16 protein-coding genes are annotated in these 16876 nt (G+C 73.4%); 7 read left to right on the top strand and 9 right to left on the bottom strand.

Annotation, left to right across the window (positions count from 1 at the left end):
* The first annotated feature begins 76 nt into the window (after positions 1–76).
* The 6 genes from F6W97_RS26530 to F6W97_RS26505 all read left to right on the top strand — a co-directional run bounded on the left by F6W97_RS26530 (position 77) and on the right by F6W97_RS26505 (position 5762).
* Positions 77–817, top strand: a complete 741-nt coding sequence (locus F6W97_RS26530) for an ABC transporter permease (RefSeq protein WP_230687006.1) — start codon at positions 77–79, stop codon at positions 815–817.
* Entirely contained in the window at positions 810–1619 is an 810-nt protein-coding gene (locus tag F6W97_RS26525; RefSeq protein WP_155373237.1) for an ABC transporter permease, read from the top strand. Before F6W97_RS26530 ends, F6W97_RS26525 begins: the two co-directional genes overlap by 8 nt.
* Before the next feature lie 22 nt (positions 1620–1641).
* A complete protein-coding gene (locus F6W97_RS26520) occupies positions 1642–2610 on the top strand; it encodes an ABC transporter ATP-binding protein (RefSeq protein WP_155373236.1) in 969 nt (322 codons plus the stop codon).
* 176 nt (positions 2611–2786) lie between these two features.
* A complete protein-coding gene (locus F6W97_RS26515; protein ID WP_155373235.1) occupies positions 2787–4238 on the top strand; it encodes an MFS transporter in 1452 nt (483 codons plus the stop codon).
* 292 nt (positions 4239–4530) lie between these two features.
* Positions 4531–5451, top strand: coding sequence for an AzlC family ABC transporter permease (locus F6W97_RS26510; protein ID WP_155373234.1), 921 nt, complete (start codon positions 4531–4533; stop codon positions 5449–5451).
* A 2-nt stretch (positions 5452–5453) separates the two neighbouring features.
* Positions 5454–5762, top strand: coding sequence for an AzlD domain-containing protein (locus F6W97_RS26505; RefSeq protein ID WP_155373518.1), 309 nt, complete (start codon positions 5454–5456; stop codon positions 5760–5762).
* Positions 5763–5867: 105 nt separating this feature from the next.
* On the opposite strand, the gene F6W97_RS26500 is transcribed toward F6W97_RS26505, so the two are convergent.
* The 7 genes from F6W97_RS26500 to nadA all read right to left on the bottom strand — a co-directional run bounded on the left by F6W97_RS26500 (position 5868) and on the right by nadA (position 12970).
* Entirely contained in the window at positions 5868–6473 is a 606-nt protein-coding gene (locus F6W97_RS26500; RefSeq protein ID WP_155373233.1) for a response regulator transcription factor, read from the bottom strand.
* A 73-nt stretch (positions 6474–6546) separates the two neighbouring features.
* On the bottom strand, positions 6547–7764 hold the full coding sequence (locus F6W97_RS26495; protein WP_155373232.1) for a sensor histidine kinase: 1218 nt from the start codon (positions 7762–7764) through the stop codon (positions 6547–6549).
* A complete protein-coding gene (locus F6W97_RS26490) occupies positions 7731–8462 on the bottom strand; it encodes an ABC transporter permease (protein ID WP_155373231.1) in 732 nt (243 codons plus the stop codon). Before F6W97_RS26490 ends, F6W97_RS26495 begins: the two co-directional genes overlap by 34 nt.
* Positions 8463–8464: 2 nt before the next feature.
* Positions 8465–9358 (bottom strand): ABC transporter ATP-binding protein, encoded by an 894-nt coding sequence (locus F6W97_RS26485; RefSeq protein ID WP_155373230.1) that lies wholly within the window; start codon positions 9356–9358, stop codon positions 8465–8467.
* Between the two features lie 71 nt (positions 9359–9429).
* Entirely contained in the window at positions 9430–10056 is a 627-nt protein-coding gene (locus tag F6W97_RS26480; RefSeq protein WP_155373229.1) for a DUF3043 domain-containing protein, read from the bottom strand.
* 291 nt (positions 10057–10347) lie between these two features.
* Entirely contained in the window at positions 10348–11676 is a 1329-nt protein-coding gene (murA, locus tag F6W97_RS26475; protein ID WP_155373228.1) for a UDP-N-acetylglucosamine 1-carboxyvinyltransferase, read from the bottom strand.
* A 142-nt stretch (positions 11677–11818) separates the two neighbouring features.
* The gene (gene nadA, locus F6W97_RS26470; RefSeq protein ID WP_155373227.1) at positions 11819–12970 is read right to left on the bottom strand and encodes a quinolinate synthase NadA; all 1152 of its coding nucleotides are present in this window, start codon (positions 12968–12970) and stop codon (positions 11819–11821) included.
* Positions 12971–13094: 124 nt separating this feature from the next.
* On the opposite strand from nadA, the gene F6W97_RS26465 reads away from it, so the two are divergent.
* Positions 13095–14321 carry a glycerate kinase family protein gene (locus F6W97_RS26465; RefSeq protein ID WP_155373226.1) on the top strand — a complete coding sequence of 409 codons (1227 nt, stop codon included), beginning with the start codon at positions 13095–13097 and terminating at the stop codon, positions 14319–14321.
* Positions 14322–14386: 65 nt separating this feature from the next.
* Here F6W97_RS26465 and F6W97_RS26460 read toward each other — a convergent pair whose 3' ends face one another.
* Together F6W97_RS26460 and F6W97_RS26455 are read right to left on the bottom strand one after the other, a co-directional pair.
* Entirely contained in the window at positions 14387–15298 is a 912-nt protein-coding gene (locus tag F6W97_RS26460) for a zinc-binding dehydrogenase (RefSeq protein WP_155373225.1), read from the bottom strand.
* Positions 15299–15328: 30 nt separating this feature from the next.
* Positions 15329–16804: an MFS transporter gene (locus tag F6W97_RS26455; protein ID WP_155373224.1), complete on the bottom strand. Its 1476-nt coding sequence runs from the start codon at positions 16802–16804 to the stop codon at positions 15329–15331.
* Between the last annotated feature and the right edge of the window lie 72 nt (positions 16805–16876).

Below are 16876 nucleotides of genomic sequence, written 5' to 3'. Positions count from 1 at the left end.
CACCGAAGCGGCAGGGCTTTTCCGGACATTAGGTGCATCCGGATTCCGGAGGTTCTCCACATATCGCCAGGCGACCGTGGCGGCCACCATCACCAACACCATGTTCGGCTTCGTGCGCACCTACGTCATGCTGGCCGTGGCCGGCTCCGCGGTGGCGCTCGGCGGGCAGGCCGCGGGCTACGACGCCCCGCAACTGGTCACCTACGTGTGGGCCGGGCAGGGCCTGATCGGCGTGGTGGCGATGTGGGGCTGGACCGACCTGGCCGACCGGATCCGCTCCGGCGACGTGGTCACCGACCTGCTGCGCCCGGTGCACCCGGTGCTCGGCTACCTGCTGCCCGACCTGGGCCGGGCGGCGTACGCCATGCTCACCCGGTTCGTCGTGCCGGTCGTGGTCGGCGCGCTCGCGTTCGACATGTACCTGCCGCAGCGGGCCGCCACCTACCCCATGTTCGCGGTGTCGGTGCTGCTCGCCGTGCTGGTCTGCTTCGCCGGGCGCTACCTGGTCAACGCGGCCGGCTACTGGCTGCTGGACACCCGTGGTGTGCTGATGGGCTGGGCCGTCTGCGCGGGCATGCTCGGCGGCCTGTACTTCCCGATCCGATTCCTGCCCGACGGGCTCGCCACCGCCGTCTACCTGGGCACGCCGTTCCCGTCGCTGCTGCAGGTCCCGCTCGACGTGCTGGTCGAACGGGACCCGCCGACCGGGCAGCTGGCCCTGCTCGGGCTCCAGGCGCTGTGGGCCGGGCTGCTGTTCACAGCCTGCGTGCTCGTGCAGCGACGGGCCGAGCGGCGGCTGGTGGTGCAGGGTGGCTGAGCCGTCGACCGCGGCGATCTACCGGCGGCTGGTCGCCGCGCAGGTGCGCTCGCAGGCGTCGTACCGGGTGAGCTTCGCCCTCGATCTGTTCTCCAACGTCGTCTTCCTCGGCGCCGACCTGCTCACCGTGCTGGTCGTCTTCCACCGGGTGCCGGTGCTGGCCGGGTTCTCGCTGACCGACGCGCTGCTCGTGTTCGCCCTGTCGTCGCTGGGCTTCTCGCTGGCCGACCTGGCCGTCGGCAACATCGACAAGATGCAGCGCCACGTGCGCACCGGGCTGCTCGACGCGGTCCTGATCCGCCCGCTGGGCGTGCTGTGGCAGCTGCTGGTGCTCGACGTCGGCGTGCGGCGGCTGGGCCGAGTGGTCTCCGGCGTGGCGGTGCTGGTGGTCGCGGTGCGCCTGGCCGGGGTGCCGGCCACCCCCGCCAACCTCCTGCTCCTCGTGCTCACACCGGTGGCCGGGGCGGTGTTCTTCAGCGCGTTCTTCGTGGCCACCGCCACCGTGGCGTTCTGGTGGGTGGACTCCGGCGAGCTGAGCGCGGCGCTGACCTACGGCGGGCGCGACTTCACCTCGTACCCGATGACGGTCTACGGCGGCTGGTTCCGCCACCTGCTCGCCTTCGGGCTGGGCTTCGGCTTCGTGGCGTACTACCCGGCGCTGATCCTGCTGGACCGAACCGACCCCTTGGGCAGCCCGGCCTGGCTGGGCTGGTGCAGCCCGGTGCTGGCCGCCGTCGCCGCCGCCCTGGCCGCCCTGGTCTGGCGCACCGGCGTACGCCACTACCGCAGCACCGGCTCATGAACGCGAACGGGAGGCAGGCGGCGTGAACGTGATCGAGGCGCACGGGTTGCGCAAGGACTTCACCGTGCGGGTGCGCAAGAGCCTGCTGCGGCGCGAACGCCGGGAGGTCGCCGCGGTCGACGGCGTCGACCTGATCGTGCAGCGCGGCGAGCTGCTCGGCTACCTCGGGCCCAACGGCGCGGGCAAGTCCACGACGCTGAAGATGCTCACCGGGGTGCTGAACCCGTCCGGCGGCGCGGTCTCCGTGTGCGGGCTGACCCCGGTGCCGCAGCGCATCCTGCTGGCCCGGCGCATCGGCGTGGTGTTCGGGCAGCGCTCGCAGCTGTGGTGGGACCTGCCGCTGCGCGACTCGTACGAGCTGCTGCGCCACATCTACCGGGTGCCCGCCGCCGAGCACGCCGTCCGCCTGCGCCGCTGCCGCGGCCTGCTCGAACTCGATCCGTTCCTGGACACCCCGGTGCGCCAGCTCTCGCTGGGCCAGCGCATGCGCGGCGAGCTGACCGCGGCCCTGCTGCACGGCCCAGAGGTGCTGTTCCTCGACGAGCCGACCATCGGCCTCGACGTGGTGAGCAAGCAGGCGGTCCGCGGCTTCCTGGCCGAGCTGGGCGAGTCCGGCGACACGACGATCGTGCTGACCACGCACGACCTGGCCGACATCGAGCGGCTGTGCCGGCGCATCGTCGTCATCGACCACGGCCGCGTGGTGCACGACGGCGGCATCGACGCCCTGCACGCCCGCTACGGCTCGCAGCGCCGGGTGACCGTGGAATTCGACGCGCCACCGGCCACCCTGCCCGCCCTGCCCGGCGTATACCTCGCCGCCGCCACCGGCCCGCGGCTGACCTTCACCCTCGACGGCACCGCCTCCGTCGGCACCCTGGTCTCCGCGCTGTCCGCCCTCGGCGGCCTCCGCGACCTCTCCGTAACCGAACCCGAAATCGAAGAAGTCATCGCCCGCCTCTACCGCTCCGAAGGAAGGGCACCTTCTTAACGGTTTTCGTAGAGCAAGGGCACCTTCTTAACAGGCCGCCGGCTGTGCTGCTGGTGACATCCGCTACCGGAAGCGGATCTTGGCTGGTTACACTGGGCGACGCACAGGGCCGCAAGGGGCACGCTGGTTGGGTGGGACGGCGCGCATCAACCGCGTCGTACCCGGAGTGCCGAATCATGCCCGCCCGTGCCACCTATCGTGACCTCGTCCGGATCACCGGACCCTGGTTCCTCGTGCTCGCCTTCCTCGCCCGCCTGCCCGCCGCCATGGGCCCGCTCGGCGTGATCACCCTCGTCGTCGCGGCCACCGGCAGCTACGGCACCGCAGGACTGGCCGCCGCCGCGTTCGGCATCGGGGCTGCGCTCGGCGGCCCCGTCGCCGGGACGCTCGCCGACCGTTTCGGCCAGCGCGCCGTCGGCCTCGCCACGGCCGCCGTCGACGCCGCCGCGTACGCCGCCCTCGTGCTCGCCGTCACCGGCGGCCGGTCCGGCGCGGTGCTGCCGCTAGCGGCGCTCGCCGGATTCGCCATGCCCCAGGTCGGCCCGCTCGTACGGGTGCGCTGGGCGGTGCTGCTCGGCGACCGCGGACAGCAACGGCAACTGCCCACCGCGATGGCGTACGAGGGCGCCGTCGACGAGGCCTCGTTCCTGGCCGGCCCGGCGCTGGTCGGCATCCTGGTGCTGTCCGGCTGGGCGGGCGCGCCGCTGCTGGTGGCGTCCGTGCTGACGGTCCTGGCCGCGGTGCCGTTCGCGCTGCACCGCACCGTGCCGCCCGTGCTGCGCGCTCCGCGCGTCGTGCTGCGCGCTCCGCGGGTCGTGCTGCGCGCTCCGCGGGTCGTGCTGCGCGCTCCGCGCGTCGAGTCCGCGTCGGGCGCTCGCCCCACCGGTGGAGTTCGACCGGTCGGCGGAGCTCGCCGAGCCGGCGCCGAGGCCGGTTCCGCGCCGCGTGTGGACGCCGCCGGGCGGGCCGAAGCCGTCGAGCGGGCCGACGCCGCCGGGCGGATGCCGTTCGCGCGGGTGGCGGCGCTGGTCGCGGCCATGTCGGTGATCGGCGTCGTGTTCGGGGCGACGCAGACCGGCGTGACCGCCTTCGCCGACTCGATCGGCTCGCCCGGCTCGGCCGGTCTGATCTATGCCGTGCTGGGTGTCGGCAGCGCCGTCGCCGGGCTCGCCGTGGCCTGGCTGCCGGAGTCGCTCGGCCCGGTCACCCGGTACCTCTGGTCGGCCGCGGCGCTGGTCGCGGGCACCGCCGCACTACTGCTCGCGCACTCCACGGTCACCGCCCTGGCCGCCGTGGTCGTGCTCGGCGTGACCGCCGCGCCGTACCTGATCTCCGGATACGCCCTGGCAGGCCGGCTGTGCCCGCCGCGCCGCGCGGGCATGGTGATGACGCTGCTGGCCAGTGGCGTGGTCGCGGGGGTGTCGCTGGGCGCGGCCGTCGCGGGCCGCCTCGCCGACGCGTACGGCTACCGCGGTGCGTTCGCGGTTCCCCTGGCCGCCGCGGTGCTGGGCCTGCTGCTGGCCGCGCTGGTCGCACCGGGCCTGCGCCGTGCGGTACGCGCCGCGGACCGCGCCGACGCCGCGCCCACCGCAGTGCCGTCCCGCCCCGCCGCCCTCACCTCCGCCTGAGGCCCGCGGACACGCGCTGCCCTCACCCTCACCCCCACCCTCGCCGCCGTCAAGATCGCTGTTTCGTGTCAAAACCTGCGGCCTGACCTCACTTTCCGACCCGAAACAGCGATCTTGCGCCGGACCGGCCCGGCCCGGCCGCCCGGGTCGGCGGTGGGAAGCGGGCGGGTGGGGGACGGGGCTGGTCAGCGGGCGTCCACAGGATGGGCGGCGCGCGGGCGGTCGTCCGGGGTGCCGCCCGGCGGCGTTACCGTGGTGGTAACTGACGGAACGTCTTGAGGTGATTACCAGCATGCGGCAGGCGGACGGGCGCGAAGCCCGGCTGTGGCGCGACGCGGCCGCGATCGGCGCGGCGGTCGGCGTCATCGGCCTGTCGTTCGGCGCGATCGCGGTGGCCTCGGGCCTGCCCGCCTGGGTGCCCGCGGCCATGTCGGTGCTGGTCTTCGCCGGTGGCTCGCAGTTCCTCGCGGTCGCGTTGATGACCGGCAGCCCGATCGCGGCGGTGGTCGGCGGCATGCTGATCAACGCGCGCCATCTGCCGTTCGGGCTGGCGGTCGGGCCGGCGATCGGCCGGAGCAGGCTGGCCCGGTTCACCGGGGCGCACCTGGTGATCGACGAGAGCACGGCCTTCGCGCTGGCCGAGCGCCACCCCGAGCGCCGCGGCCGGGCGTTCTGGACCGTCGGCGTGACCATCTTCGTGACCTGGAACATCGGCACGCTGATCGGCGTCCTGCTGGGCAGTGCGGTCGGCGACCCCGCCGTGTACGGGCTCGACGCCGCGTTCCCGGCGGGCCTGCTGGCCCTGCTGCTGCCGTCGTTGCGCGACCGGGCCACCCGCGCCGCCGCGATCGCCGGTTCACTGCTCGCCGTGGCCGCGACGCCGCTGCTTCCGGCGGGCCTGCCGGTGCTGGCCGCGCTGCTCGGCGTCGGTGCCGCCGTGCTGCTGCCCACCCCGCCCGCGCGCCCCGCCGAGGTACCGGGCGACGCGGGGACGGCTGGTGTCCCGGCCGCAGTGGGGTCGGCGGGTAGCCCGAGCGAAGCGGGGACGGCTGGTATCCCGGACGCAGCGGGGTCGGCGGGTAACCCGAGCGAAGCGGGGCCGACCGGCGTCCCGGTCGACGCGGAGTCCGGCGATCAGGGCGCGCCGCCTGTCCCCGTGATCGAGGCCGCGTCTACGGCAGTGGAGACTCGGGCGCAGCGGGGGTCGCGGTGACGATGCTGCTGGTGGTGCTCGCGCTGGCCGTGGGCACCTACGCGACCCGGATCGCCGGGGTGCTGCTGCACGACCGCCTGGTGCTGCCCGAACGGCTGCGCCATCTGCTGCCGATCGCCGCCACGACACTGCTCGCCGCACTGGTCGCCACCGCGGTGTTCACGGAGGCGGGACGGCTGTCCGTCGGTGTCGCCCGCCCGCTGGGCGTGCTGGTCGGCGCGGTCCTCGCCTGGCGCAAGGCCCCGTTCGTGGTGGTCGTGGTCGCGGCCGCCGTCACCGCCGCCCTGCTCCGCCTCGCCGGTCTACCCTGACCGCGCTCTACGGCCGCCGACCCGGTTCCGGATCGAGCACGGTGGCAGGGTTGCGACACGCCGTCGAACACGCCCGCAAGTCATGATCGACCCATCGCGCCGGGGTCAGAGCCAGCCCTGGGTGCGGGCGGTTTGGATGGCTTCCATGCGGTTGCGGGTGCCGGTTTTGCCGATGGCGGCGGAGAGGTAGTTGCGGACGGTGCTTTCGGACAGGTGCAGGCGGACGGCCAGGTCGGCGATGGTCGCTCCGTCGGCGGCGCTGGCCAGCACCTCGCGCTCGCGTTCGGTGAGCGGGTTGGGGCCGGCGGCCAGGGCGGCGGCCGCCAGCGCGGGGTCGATGACGGTCTGCCCGGCGAGCACCCGGCGGACCGCCTCGGCCAGCTCCTCGACGGGGCCGTCCTTGACCAGGAAGCCGCGCGCTCCGGCGTCCATGGCCCGGCGCAGGTAACCCGGCCGGCCGAAGGTGGTCAGGATCAGCACCTTGCACTCCGGCGCGGCGGCCCGCAGCTGCGCGGCGGCGTCCAGGCCGGACAGGCCGGGCATCTCGATGTCGAGCAGCGCCACGTCGGGCGACGCCGCGGCAGCGGCAGCGGCCACCTCGTCGCCCCGGCCGACCTGGGCCACCACCTCGATGTCGGGTTCCAGGCCGAGCAGCAGCGCCAGCGCGCCACGCATCATGCCCTGATCCTCGGCGAGCAGCACCCGGATCACGCGCCGCCTCCGATCGGCACGGGCGCACCCGCCGCCCGCGGCACAGCAGACCCGCGGCGAGCACGGCGGCGGATCATGCGGGGCCGCCCGCGGGCGCGGTGGCGCGCAGCACGAAGCCGCCGCCGGACAGGTCCACGGTCGACAGCGTGCCGCCGACCAGGGCCAGCCGTTCAGCCAGGCCGCGTAGGCCGTTGCCGGGGGCGGCCTCCGCCGGGATGCCGCGGCCGTCGTCGCGTACCTCCAGCTGCCAGTGGTCGGTGCGGCTGAGCGCGATCACGCACGAGCCCGCTCCGCTGTGCCGGATCACGTTGGTGGCGGCCTCGCGGACCGCCCAGGCGAAGGCGTCGTCGACGGCGGACGGCAGTGGTTCGGCCGTGGTCCGCACGGTGGGCTCGATGCCCGCGTCGGACAGCGCCGCCCCGGCGGTGGCCAGTTCGGCGGCGAAGGCGCGGGCGCGGTATCCGCTGACGGCCTGGCGTACCTCGGCCAGCGCGGTGCGCCCGATCTGCTCGATCTCGCCCGCCTCCCGGGCGGCGGCGGCCGCGTCGCGCTCGGCGGTGCGGCGTACCACCTCGGCCTTGACGACGATCAGGGACAGGCTGTGGCCGAGCAGGTCGTGCAGGTCGCGGGCGAAACGCAGGCGCTCGCCCTCGACGGCGGCGCGGGCCAGCTCCTCCCGGGTCGCGCTCAGCTCGCGGATGAGGCGCATCATCCGGCGTACCACCATGATCAGTGCGCCCGCCATGATCGTGTTGAAGACCGATTCGCCGATCTCCCGGCCCGGCTCGCCGTGCAGCAGACCCAGCCCGACCTGCACCGCGACCATCGCGGCCAGCCAGAGGTAGGCCACGGGCAGGGGGTAGAGCGCCACCCCGGCGGCGGCCAGGTACAGCACCAGTCCCAGCCATCCGCCCGGCTGCCCGCCGTACGCCGCCGCGAGCGCCACCCCGAGGACGGTGACCAGCGCGAGCAGGGCCTGGTTGCGCAGGCCCGGCTGGTTCGTGGTGCTGAAGCCCTGCACCACGACGTACAGGTAGAGCGTGATGAAGGCGGCCAGCCCGAGACCGGCCGCCACCGGCGCGAAAACCTGGCCGACCAGCACGGCATGGATCGCGGGGGCCATCGGCCACAGCCACAGCGCGGCGAACACCGCGCCGCGGCGCTGCCCTCGGCGCTTGGCCTCGCGGGAGGCGGCCGACCCGGGCGGGTGCGACGAGGTCGCGCCCGCCCGGCTCAGGCCGTCCAGGAACCGCGACATCACCGCAGCGCCGCCGAGCGCCGGTACGCCCACGCCGCGAGCCCGCCGAAGATCAGTGCCCAGGCGGCCAGGATGGCGACCCCGCCGGCGGGCGGGGCCTGCCCGGCGACCACGGACCAGCCCAGCTCGGCGAAGCGGTTGCTGGGCAGCCAGACGGCGATCGACGCGAGCAGGTGCGGCATCACGGCGACCGGCACGAACAGCCCGCCGAGGAACGCCAGGCCGAACACGCCCAGCATGCTCACCGGCTGGGTCAGCTGCGGCGGCAGGGTGAAGCCCAGCGCCAGCCCGAACGCGGCGAAGGGCAGGCTGCCCAGCCACATCAGCACGACCAGTGCGGCCCACTGCCCGGCGCTGAACGACACGCCGTGCGCGAACGCGGCGACCGCGCCGACCGAGACCACCGGCGGGATCGCCAGCAGCGAGGCCAGCAGCGCCTTCACGGCGACCACCTGGGCGGGGGACAGCGGCGTGATCCGCAGCTGGCGCAGCCAGCCGGAGGCACGTTCCTGGGACACCGAGATGCCGACCGACAGCGCGCCGACCAGCGCGCCGTACGCGGCCATGCTGACCATGAGGTACGCGGCGACGTCAACGCCGCCGACCTGACCGGCTTCCTCGTTGCTGCCGCTGCTGATGGTGTAGATCAGCACCGGCAGCACGACGGTGAAGACGGCCATGCGCGGCTCGCGGATCAGGCGGCGCAGTTCGAAGACGAGATAGGCGCGCACGGTCACTCCTTGCCTGCGGTCGCGGTCAGGGACAGGAAGGCCTCTTCGAGGCCTGCGCCGGTGATCTCCAGGTTGCGCCAGGGCTGCCCGTCGGACAGCAGGGCCTGCACGGTGCGGTCGGAGTCGTCGCAGCGCAGCAGGGCGCGCTCGCCGCGCAGCTCCACCTCGACGACGCCGGGCAGGCCGCGCAGCCGGTCCGGGTCGGCCCCTGCGCGGTCGAAGCTGACCGTACGCCCGCCGGTGAGCTGCTTGATGTCGGCTCCGCTGCCGTCGGCGACGACCCGGCCCCGCGCGATCACGATCACCCGGTCGGCGAAGTCGTCGGCCTCCTCGAGGTAGTGCGTCGCGAACAGCACCGTGCGGCCGGTGGCGGCGTAGCGGCGCATGGCCGCCCAGAACGCCTGGCGGCTCTCCACGTCCAGGGCGGCGGTCGGCTCGTCCAGCACGAGCAGTTCAGGGTTGCCGGCCAGGGCGAACGCGAAGCGCACCCGCTGCGTCTGGCCGCCGGAGAGCTTGTCGAGGCGGCGTCCGGCCAGCTCGGCGAGGTCGGCCGTGGCCAGGATCTCCGCGGTGGGCAGCGGGTCGCGGTACAGCGCGCGGGCGAGCTCGACCAGCTCCCGTACGGTGGCGTTGGCGGCGAAGCCCGACTCCTGCAGCATCGCGCCGACCTTGCCGGCCCGCACCGCCTCGGCGGGGCTGCCGCCGAACACCTGCACCGTGCCGTCCGTCGGCTCCAGCAGGCCGAGCAGCATGTTGATGGTGGTGGACTTGCCTGCTCCGTTGGGGCCGAGCAGCGCCACCGTCTGGCCGCGGGCGATGGACAGGTCGATGCCGTCCACCGCCCTCACGGGGCCGTAGTTCTTCGCGACCGCTTGCAGCCGCACCGCTTCCGTCATGCGTCCGACGCTAGGCGGAGCCGGGACGGCCGGGCAGATCCGGCGATCCCGACTCCGGCAGGACAGATGTCCTAGGCCTTGGTGGGGACGACCGGGTCACCGATCTTGACCTGCGGGTTCGGCATCCGCATGCGGCGGAAGGTGATCCCGCGCATGACCGCGTACATGTAAAGCGAGCCCATGCGCTGGGTGGTCTTGGGGTAGTTCTCCTTGATCAGCTTCTTGATCTTCCGGCAGATGAAGAAGCTGTCCACGACCACGGCCAGCGCCAGCAGCAGCCAGATGATGTTCGCGGCCGCCGCGATGCGCGGATCGCGGACCTGGATCAGGAAGAAGATCAGGAAGGCGCCGCCGAAGAACCAGGTGCCGACGGTACGCCGGGAGTCGACGTAGTCGCGCACCAGCCGCCGCTCCGGTCCCTTGTCCCGGGGCAGCAGGAAGCGCTCGTCGCCCGCCTTCATGCCGGCCATGGACTCGGCCCGGTCGGCCCGCGACTTCTCGCGGGCGCGCTTGAGCGCCTCGCGGCGGTTCGCCGGCGGCGGCTCGGCCTTGCGGCGCTGGGCCTCGGTGCGCTTCGGCGTCGCCTTGCCCTTGGCGGGCGTGTACGAGCGCGACGCGCGCACGATCTCCGAGCCCTCGGGCTCGGAGGCCGAGGCCTCGGCGGGAACGTCAGTGGTCTTGCGGGAGAACAACGGCACGCAGCAAGGGTAGCCGACCCGCGGCCGCACCCGACGTCCACCGCGTGGCGACCTGTGAGCAACCGCTCGCACCCGTCCCCACCAGCCCCGCCCGCCCCAACCTCACCCACCGCGCCCGGCGCGACTCCCACACCCACGCCGCGCCGCGCCGCCGCGCCGCGCTGCCGCGCTACAAAATAGACGTTGGCCTATCTGGATGAGAAAACTGAGATCATTCTCAACCAGATAGGCCAACGTCTATGAAACGGGGTTGCCGAGCGGCGCGGGCCGCGTGGCGGGTGGGGCAGCGGGTCAGCGGGAGACGGTGGCGCCGAGGTTGGCGAGCTTGGCCTCGAAGTCCTCGTAGCCGCGGTTGATCAGGTCGACGCCGTGCACCCGGGAGGTGCCCTCGGCGGCCAGCGCCGCGATGAGGTGGCTGAAGCCCGCCCGCAGGTCCGGGATGATCAGGTCGGTGGCGTGCAGCTTGGCCGGGCCGGCGATGACGGCGCTGTGGCGGAAGCCCATCCGGCCGAACCGGCACGGGGTGCCGCCGAGGCAGTCCTGGAAGACCTGGATGTGCGCGCCCATCTGGTTGAGGGCGCTGGTGTAGCCGAAGCGCTTCTCGTACACCGTCTCGTGCACCACGGACAGGCCGTTGGCCTGGGTCAGCGCCACGACCAGCGGCTGCTGCCAGTCGGTCATGAAGCCGGGGTGCACGTCGGTCTCCAGCGCGACGGGGCGCAGGTCGCCGCCGGGGTGCCAGAAGCGGATGCCGCCGTCGACCGGGTTGTCGTCGATCTCGAACTCGCCGCCGATGGACCGGAACACGTTGAGGTACGTGGTCATGTCGGCCTGGCGGGCGCCCTTGACGGTGATGTCGCCGCGGGTGGCCAGCGCGGCCGAGGCCCAGCTGGCGGCCTCGATGCGGTCCGGGATGGGGCGGTGTGAGAACCCGCCGAGGCGGGGCACGCCCTGGATCTCGATCACCCGGTTGGTGTGCACCTTGATGATCGCGCCCATCTTCTGCAGGATGCAGATGAGGTCGATGATCTCGGGCTCGACCGCGGCGTTGCTCAGCTCGGTGACGCCCTCGGCGCGCACGGCGGTGAGCAGGATCTGCTCGGTCGCGCCGACCGACGGGTAGTCCAGCTCGTACTTGATGCCGTGCAGGCCGTCCGGGGCGGACAGGTGCAGGCCTTCCGGGGTCTTCTCGACGTGCGCACCGAAGCGCCGCAGCGCCTCCAGGTGGTAGTCGATGGGGCGCGGGCCGATGTGGCAGCCGCCCAGGTCGGGGATGAACGCGTGGCCGAGCCGGTGCAGCAGCGGGCCGCACAGCAGGATCGGGATGCGGCTGGAGCCGGCGTGCACGTTGATCTCGTCGACACCGGCGCGTTCGACGTTGGACGGGTCGAAGCGCAGCTCGCCGTCGAGGTCGCCGTTGGTCACCTTGACGCCGTGCAGCTCCAGCAGGCCGCGCACGATCTCCACGTCGCGGATGCGCGGGACGTCGTACATGCGGCTCGGACTCTCACCCAGCACGGTGGCGACCATGGCTTTGGAGACCAGATTCTTGGCCCCGCGAACCCGCACCTCGCCCTTGAGCGGGCTACCTCCGCTGACGATGAGCACGTCGTCCGACAAGGCGACCTCCTGGGTGTGGCGCGAGTGAAAAGCAAACCCCGGCAGCATAGCGCTGCGTGATGTGTGACGAAACACGGGAAGCTTAAATGAGTACGAGCACCGCGATTCGGACGCGGTGCTCGTACTCAGCGTAGCCAACCGCCTACGGCAGTGCCAGCATCTGGTCCAAGGCCACCCGCGCGTGGTGGGCGGTGTCGGGATCGACCGTGATCTGGTTGGGCACCCGCCCGGCGACCAGCTCCTCCAGCGCCCAGACCAGGTGCGGCAGATCGATGCGGTTCATCGTGGAGCAGTAGCAGACCGTCTTCTCCAGGAACATGACCTGCTTGTCCGGGTGGGCTGCGGCCAGCCGCCGGACCAGGTTCAGCTCGGTGCCGACGGCCCACGCGGAGCCGGGCTCGGCCGCCTCCAGCTTCTTGATGATGTACTCCGTCGAGCCCACGTAGTCGGCCTCGGTGACCACCTCGTGGCGGCACTCCGGGTGCACCAGGATGTTGACGCCCGGCACCTGCTCGCGCATGGCCAGCACGTTCTCCAGGGTGAACCGGCCGTGCACCGAGCAGTGCCCGCGCCACAGGATCATCTTGGCGTCGCGCAGCTGCTGGTCGGTCAGGCCGCCGTTCGGCTTGTGCGGGTCGTAGAGCACGCAGTCGTCGAGCGAGTAGCCCATCTCCAGCACCGCCGTGTTGCGGCCCAGGTGCTGGTCCGGCAGGAACAGGACCTTCTCACCCTGGGCGTACGCCCAGTCCAGCGCGCGCTTGGCGTTGGAGGAGGTGCAGACGACGCCGCCGTTGCGGCCGACGAAGCCCTTGATGTCGGCGGAGGAGTTCATGTAGGTGACGGGCACCACGGAATCCGCGATGCCGAGGTCGCTCAGCAGGTCCCAGCACTGCTCGACCTGCTCCAGCACGGCCATGTCGGCCATGGAGCAGCCCGCGGCCAGGTCCGGCAGGACCACGCGCTGGGACTCGGTGGTGAGGATGTCGGCCGACTCGGCCATGAAGTGCACGCCGCAGAACACGATGAACTCGGCGTCGGGCCGGGCCGCGGCCTCGCGGGCCAGCTTGAACGAGTCGCCGGTCACGTCGGCGAACTGGATGACCTCGTCGCGCTGGTAGTGGTGGCCGAGGACGAAGACCCGGTCACCGAGCGCGGCCTTGGCGGCGGCGGCACGCTCGACCAGCCCGGGGTCGCTGGGCGCGGGCAGGTCGCCCGGACAGTCGACGCCGCGTTCGGAGTTCGAGTCCTTGCCGCGGCCGAGCAGCAGCAGTACGGGAGCAGTCACGTGTCCCATAGTCGCACCAACCCGGCACGGCAGGCTCGCCTGCGCGGCTGTGGCCTGCCCCACGCGGCGCCGGGCGTGGGACGCGCCCCGCCGGTCGTCCACGCGTGCGGGGCGGGTCACTATCGTGCAGCCCATGCGAGTGTTGATCTGTCCCGACAAGTTCGCCGGCACGCTCACCGCGGTGGAGGCGGCGCAGGCCGTCGCCGCCGGCTGGCACCAGACCGCCCCGGCGGACGAGCTGATCTCCCGCCCCATCGCCGACGGCGGTCCGGGCTTCGTCGAGGTGCTGCACGCCTCGATCGGCGGGGAACTGGTCGAGGTCGACACGACCGACCCGCTGGGCCGCCCGGTCCTCGGCACGCTGCTGCTGGGCGGCGACGGGGCGCGCACCGCGTACGTGGAGAGCGCCCAGGCCTGCGGCCTGCACCTGGTCGAGCCGGGGGAGCGGGACCCGAGGACCACCTCCTCGTACGGCCTGGGCGCGCTGATCGAGGCCGCGGTGTCGCACGGCGCCCGGCGCGTGGTGATCGGGCTGGGCGGCTCCGCCACCAACGACGGCGGCGCGGGGCTGCTCGCCGCGCTGGGCGCGGTCGGCCTGGACGCCGCGGGCGAGCCGCTGGCCCCCGGCGGCGCGGCCCTGACCGCCTGCGCCTCGCTCGCCCTCAGCCGTTCTGCCGAACGCGGCGCGGATGCCGCCGACGGCACACCCGGTGCGGGCGGATCCAGTGGCGTGCACGGCGCGGGCAACGGGCCGACCGGGGCCGGACTGCTCCCGGCCGGCGTCGAGCTGATCGCCGCCACGGACGTCGACAACCCGCTGACCGGCCTGCACGGCGCGTCCGCGGTGTACGGCCCGCAGAAGGGGGCCACCCCGCAGGACGTGACGCTGCTCGACGCCGCGCTGGCGAACTGGGCCGCGGTGCTGGAGCGGGAGCTGCCCGGGTGCCCGGCGAAGCTGTCGGAGCTGCCCGGCGGCGGCGCCGCGGGCGGGCTCGGCGCGGCGATCCTGGCGCTGGGCGGCACGGTGGCCTCCGGCATCGACCTGGTCCGCGAGCTGACGGGCCTGGACGAGGTGCTGGAGAACGTGGACCTGGTGATCACCGGGGAGGGCTCGTTCGACCACCAGTCCCTACGCGGCAAGGCCATCTCCGGCCTGGCCGGCGCGGCCCGTGACCTGGGCGTGCCCTGCGTGGTCCTGGCGGGCCGGGTCACCACCGGCCGGCGCGAGCAGGGCGCGGCGGGGGTCACCGAGGCGTACGCCCTGGTGGACCACTTCGGGAGTGTGGAGCTGGCGCTCGGCGAGGCCGCGCGGGGCCTGCGCGAGATCGCCGCCCGCCTCGCCGGCCAGTGGTCCCGCTAGCCCGAGGCGAAGGAAGGGCGCCTTCTTCACGGACGTCCGTGTAGAAGGCGCCCTTCCCATCTTCGTCAGGCGACGTCGAGGACGGCCTTGCCGTTGACGTTGCGGGACAGGAGGGCTTCGGCTGCTTCGGCGGCCCGGTCCCAGCCGCCGCGCCAGCCGATCTGCGGGTCCAGACGGCCGGCGGCGATCAGGCCGACCAGGTACGCCAGGTCCGGGCCGTTGCCGCCGGCGACACTGCCGATGAACGACTCCAGCCGCCGACGCCGCCCGATGGTGGAGTACGCCGGGAACACCGTCGGCTCGCCGGACGCCGCCCCGATCGAGATCACCGCCCCGTCGACGGCCAGCAGCTCCCACAGTGCGGCCAGGTCCGGGCCGCCCACGTTGTCAAGCGCCCCGTGCACCGGCTCAGTGATCTCGTCGAGCGAGAAGACGACCTCGGCAGCCCCCAGCTCGCGCAGGCCCTTGGCTCGCTCGGGCCGGCCGGCCACCGCGATGACGTGCGCCCCGGCCAGCGCCCCGAGCTGGACGGCGAACCGCCCGACACCGCCCGCCGCGCCGGTGATCACGACTCGCCGGTCGAGCAGCGGGCCGAGCCGCCGCAGCGCGCTCAGCGCGGTGATCCCCGCCACGGGCAGAGCGGCGGCTGCGCCGAAGTCGACCTCGTCGGGCAGCACCGCGAGTTCCCCGGTGGGCACGGCGCGCAGGGTGGCCCAGGCGGGGCCGGGGCCGAACGTCACCACCCGGGTGCCGACCGGCGGGCCGGAGCCGTCAGCCGCGGCGGCGGCCACCACGCCGGCCGCGTCCCAGCCGCTGACCGCCCCGTCGGACAGGTCGCGGACGTGGGACACGTCGCCGTAGTTGAACGCGATCGCCTTGACCTCGACCAGCGCCTCCTGCGCCGTCGGCACAGGGTCCGGGGCGTCGCCGATCCGCAGCCCGGCGGGTGCCGAGCGGTCGGCCAGCAGTGCGCGCATACGCGGTTCCTCTCTGAGTGGGGACGTGGTTCAGGCCGCGCTCTCCGTCGCGAGGAGGCGATCCTCGGCGTCGGGCGCGGACGTGCGGTCGGCCCGGCCCACCACGGCGGCGAGCAGGCCGAGCAGGGAGATGGCAGTGACCACGGCGATGGCGAGCAGGAACGTGTCCGGCAGGCGGCCCGGCACGATCGCCCCGCCGCCGACCACCGCCGACGTGACGGCCAGCGCGACCGCCCCGCCGACCTGGAACGAGCTCTGCACCAGCCCGGAGGCCAGCCCCTGCTCGTCGTCGGCGACGCCGTTGGTCGCCTGCACGTTCAGGGCGGAGAAGGACAGCGCGAAGCCCAGGCCCAGCAGCAGCGCGGTCGGCAGGATCACGGTGAGGAACTCCGGCTCCGGCCCGGCCCGCAGGAACAGGGCGTACGCGGCGACGAACGCCACCATGCCCAGCGCGATCAGCCGCCGGGTGCCGTATCGCGTGATCAGCCGGCCGACCACCGGGCCGGAACTCGCCACGATGATCCCGGCGGGCAGCAGCGACAGCGCCATCTGCAGCGGCGACCACTCCAGCACGTTCTGCAGGTACAGCGCGACGATGAACTGGAAGCTCAGGTAGCCGCCGGAGACGGCCATCGCGGTGAGGTCGGCCCGCACCAGGCTGCGGTTGGCGAAGATGCCCAGCCGCACCAGCGGATGCGCCACGGTGCGCTCGGCCACGACGAAGGCGGCGGCGAGCGCCGCGACCACGGCCAGCGAGCCGAGGGTGCGCAGCGAGGTCCAGCCCGCCTCGGGGGCGTTGACGACCGTGAACACCAGCAGCAGCAGTGCGCCGGTGGAGGTGACCGCGCCGAGCACGTCGTAGCCGCCGGGGTTGCGCACGCCGTCGCGCGGCAGCAGCCGCATCCCGGCGACCAGGGCGATCAGTGCCAGCGGGGCGGGCAGCAGGAAGGTCACCCGCCAGTCGATCTCGGTGAGCAGCCCGCCCAGGATCAGGCCGGAGGAGAAGCCGCTGGCCCCGAAGACGGTGTAGATGCCCAGCGCCCGGTTGCGCACCGGCCCCTCGGGGAAGGTCGTGGTCAGGATGGACAGCCCGGCCGGCGCGGTGAACGCCGCGGCCAGGCCCTTGACGAACCGCGTCGCGATGAGCAGCGTGCCGTCCTCGACCAGGCCGCCGAGCACGGACGCGGCCGCGAAGACGGCCAGGGCGATCAGCAGCACCCGGCGGCGGCCGAGCAGGTCGGCGGTGCGCCCGCCGAGCAGGAGCAGTCCGCCGTAGCCGAGCACGTAGCCGCTGACGATCCACTGCAGCGTCGCGGTGGACAGGCCGAGGTCGTTCTGGATGGCGGGCAGGGTGACGCCGACCATCGAGATGTCGAGGCCGTCGAGGAAGAGCACCGCGCACAGCACCAGCAGCGTGCCCCACAGCCGCGGGGTCCAGCGCTGGTCCGCGGGGGTCGGTGAGGAGGGGGCAGGTGAAGGGGGCGACAGCGTCGCGGTGGAAGACATGCCGGGTACGTTAGTTGCATGTGCATTGAATGCGCAAGCATAAAATGCGTTCACATTTACTGCACCTGCATG

The sequence above is a fragment of the Catellatospora vulcania genome, assembly GCF_009720385.1.
Lineage (GTDB): Bacteria > Actinomycetota > Actinomycetes > Mycobacteriales > Micromonosporaceae > Catellatospora > Catellatospora vulcania.
The sequence above is the reverse complement of the archived record's forward strand: the minus strand, read 5'-3'. Positions and strand labels throughout refer to the sequence as shown.

Coding starts and splice junctions, on each gene's coding strand:
- F6W97_RS26485 (WP_155373230.1), bottom strand. CDS start 9,358: ATGACGGAAGCGGTGCGGCTGCAAGCGGTCGCGAAGAACTACGGCCCC.
- F6W97_RS26460 (WP_155373225.1), bottom strand. CDS start 15,298: ATGCGCGCACTGCTGGCCGACCGCTCGGCACCCGCCGGGCTGCGGATC.
- nadA (WP_155373227.1), bottom strand. CDS start 12,970: ATGGGACACGTGACTGCTCCCGTACTGCTGCTGCTCGGCCGCGGCAAG.
- F6W97_RS26515 (WP_155373235.1), top strand. CDS start 2,787: ATGCCCGCCCGTGCCACCTATCGTGACCTCGTCCGGATCACCGGACCC.
- F6W97_RS26455 (WP_155373224.1), bottom strand. CDS start 16,804: ATGTCTTCCACCGCGACGCTGTCGCCCCCTTCACCTGCCCCCTCCTCA.
- F6W97_RS26465 (WP_155373226.1), top strand. CDS start 13,095: ATGCGAGTGTTGATCTGTCCCGACAAGTTCGCCGGCACGCTCACCGCG.
- F6W97_RS26510 (WP_155373234.1), top strand. CDS start 4,531: ATGCGGCAGGCGGACGGGCGCGAAGCCCGGCTGTGGCGCGACGCGGCC.
- F6W97_RS26505 (WP_155373518.1), top strand. CDS start 5,454: ATGCTGCTGGTGGTGCTCGCGCTGGCCGTGGGCACCTACGCGACCCGG.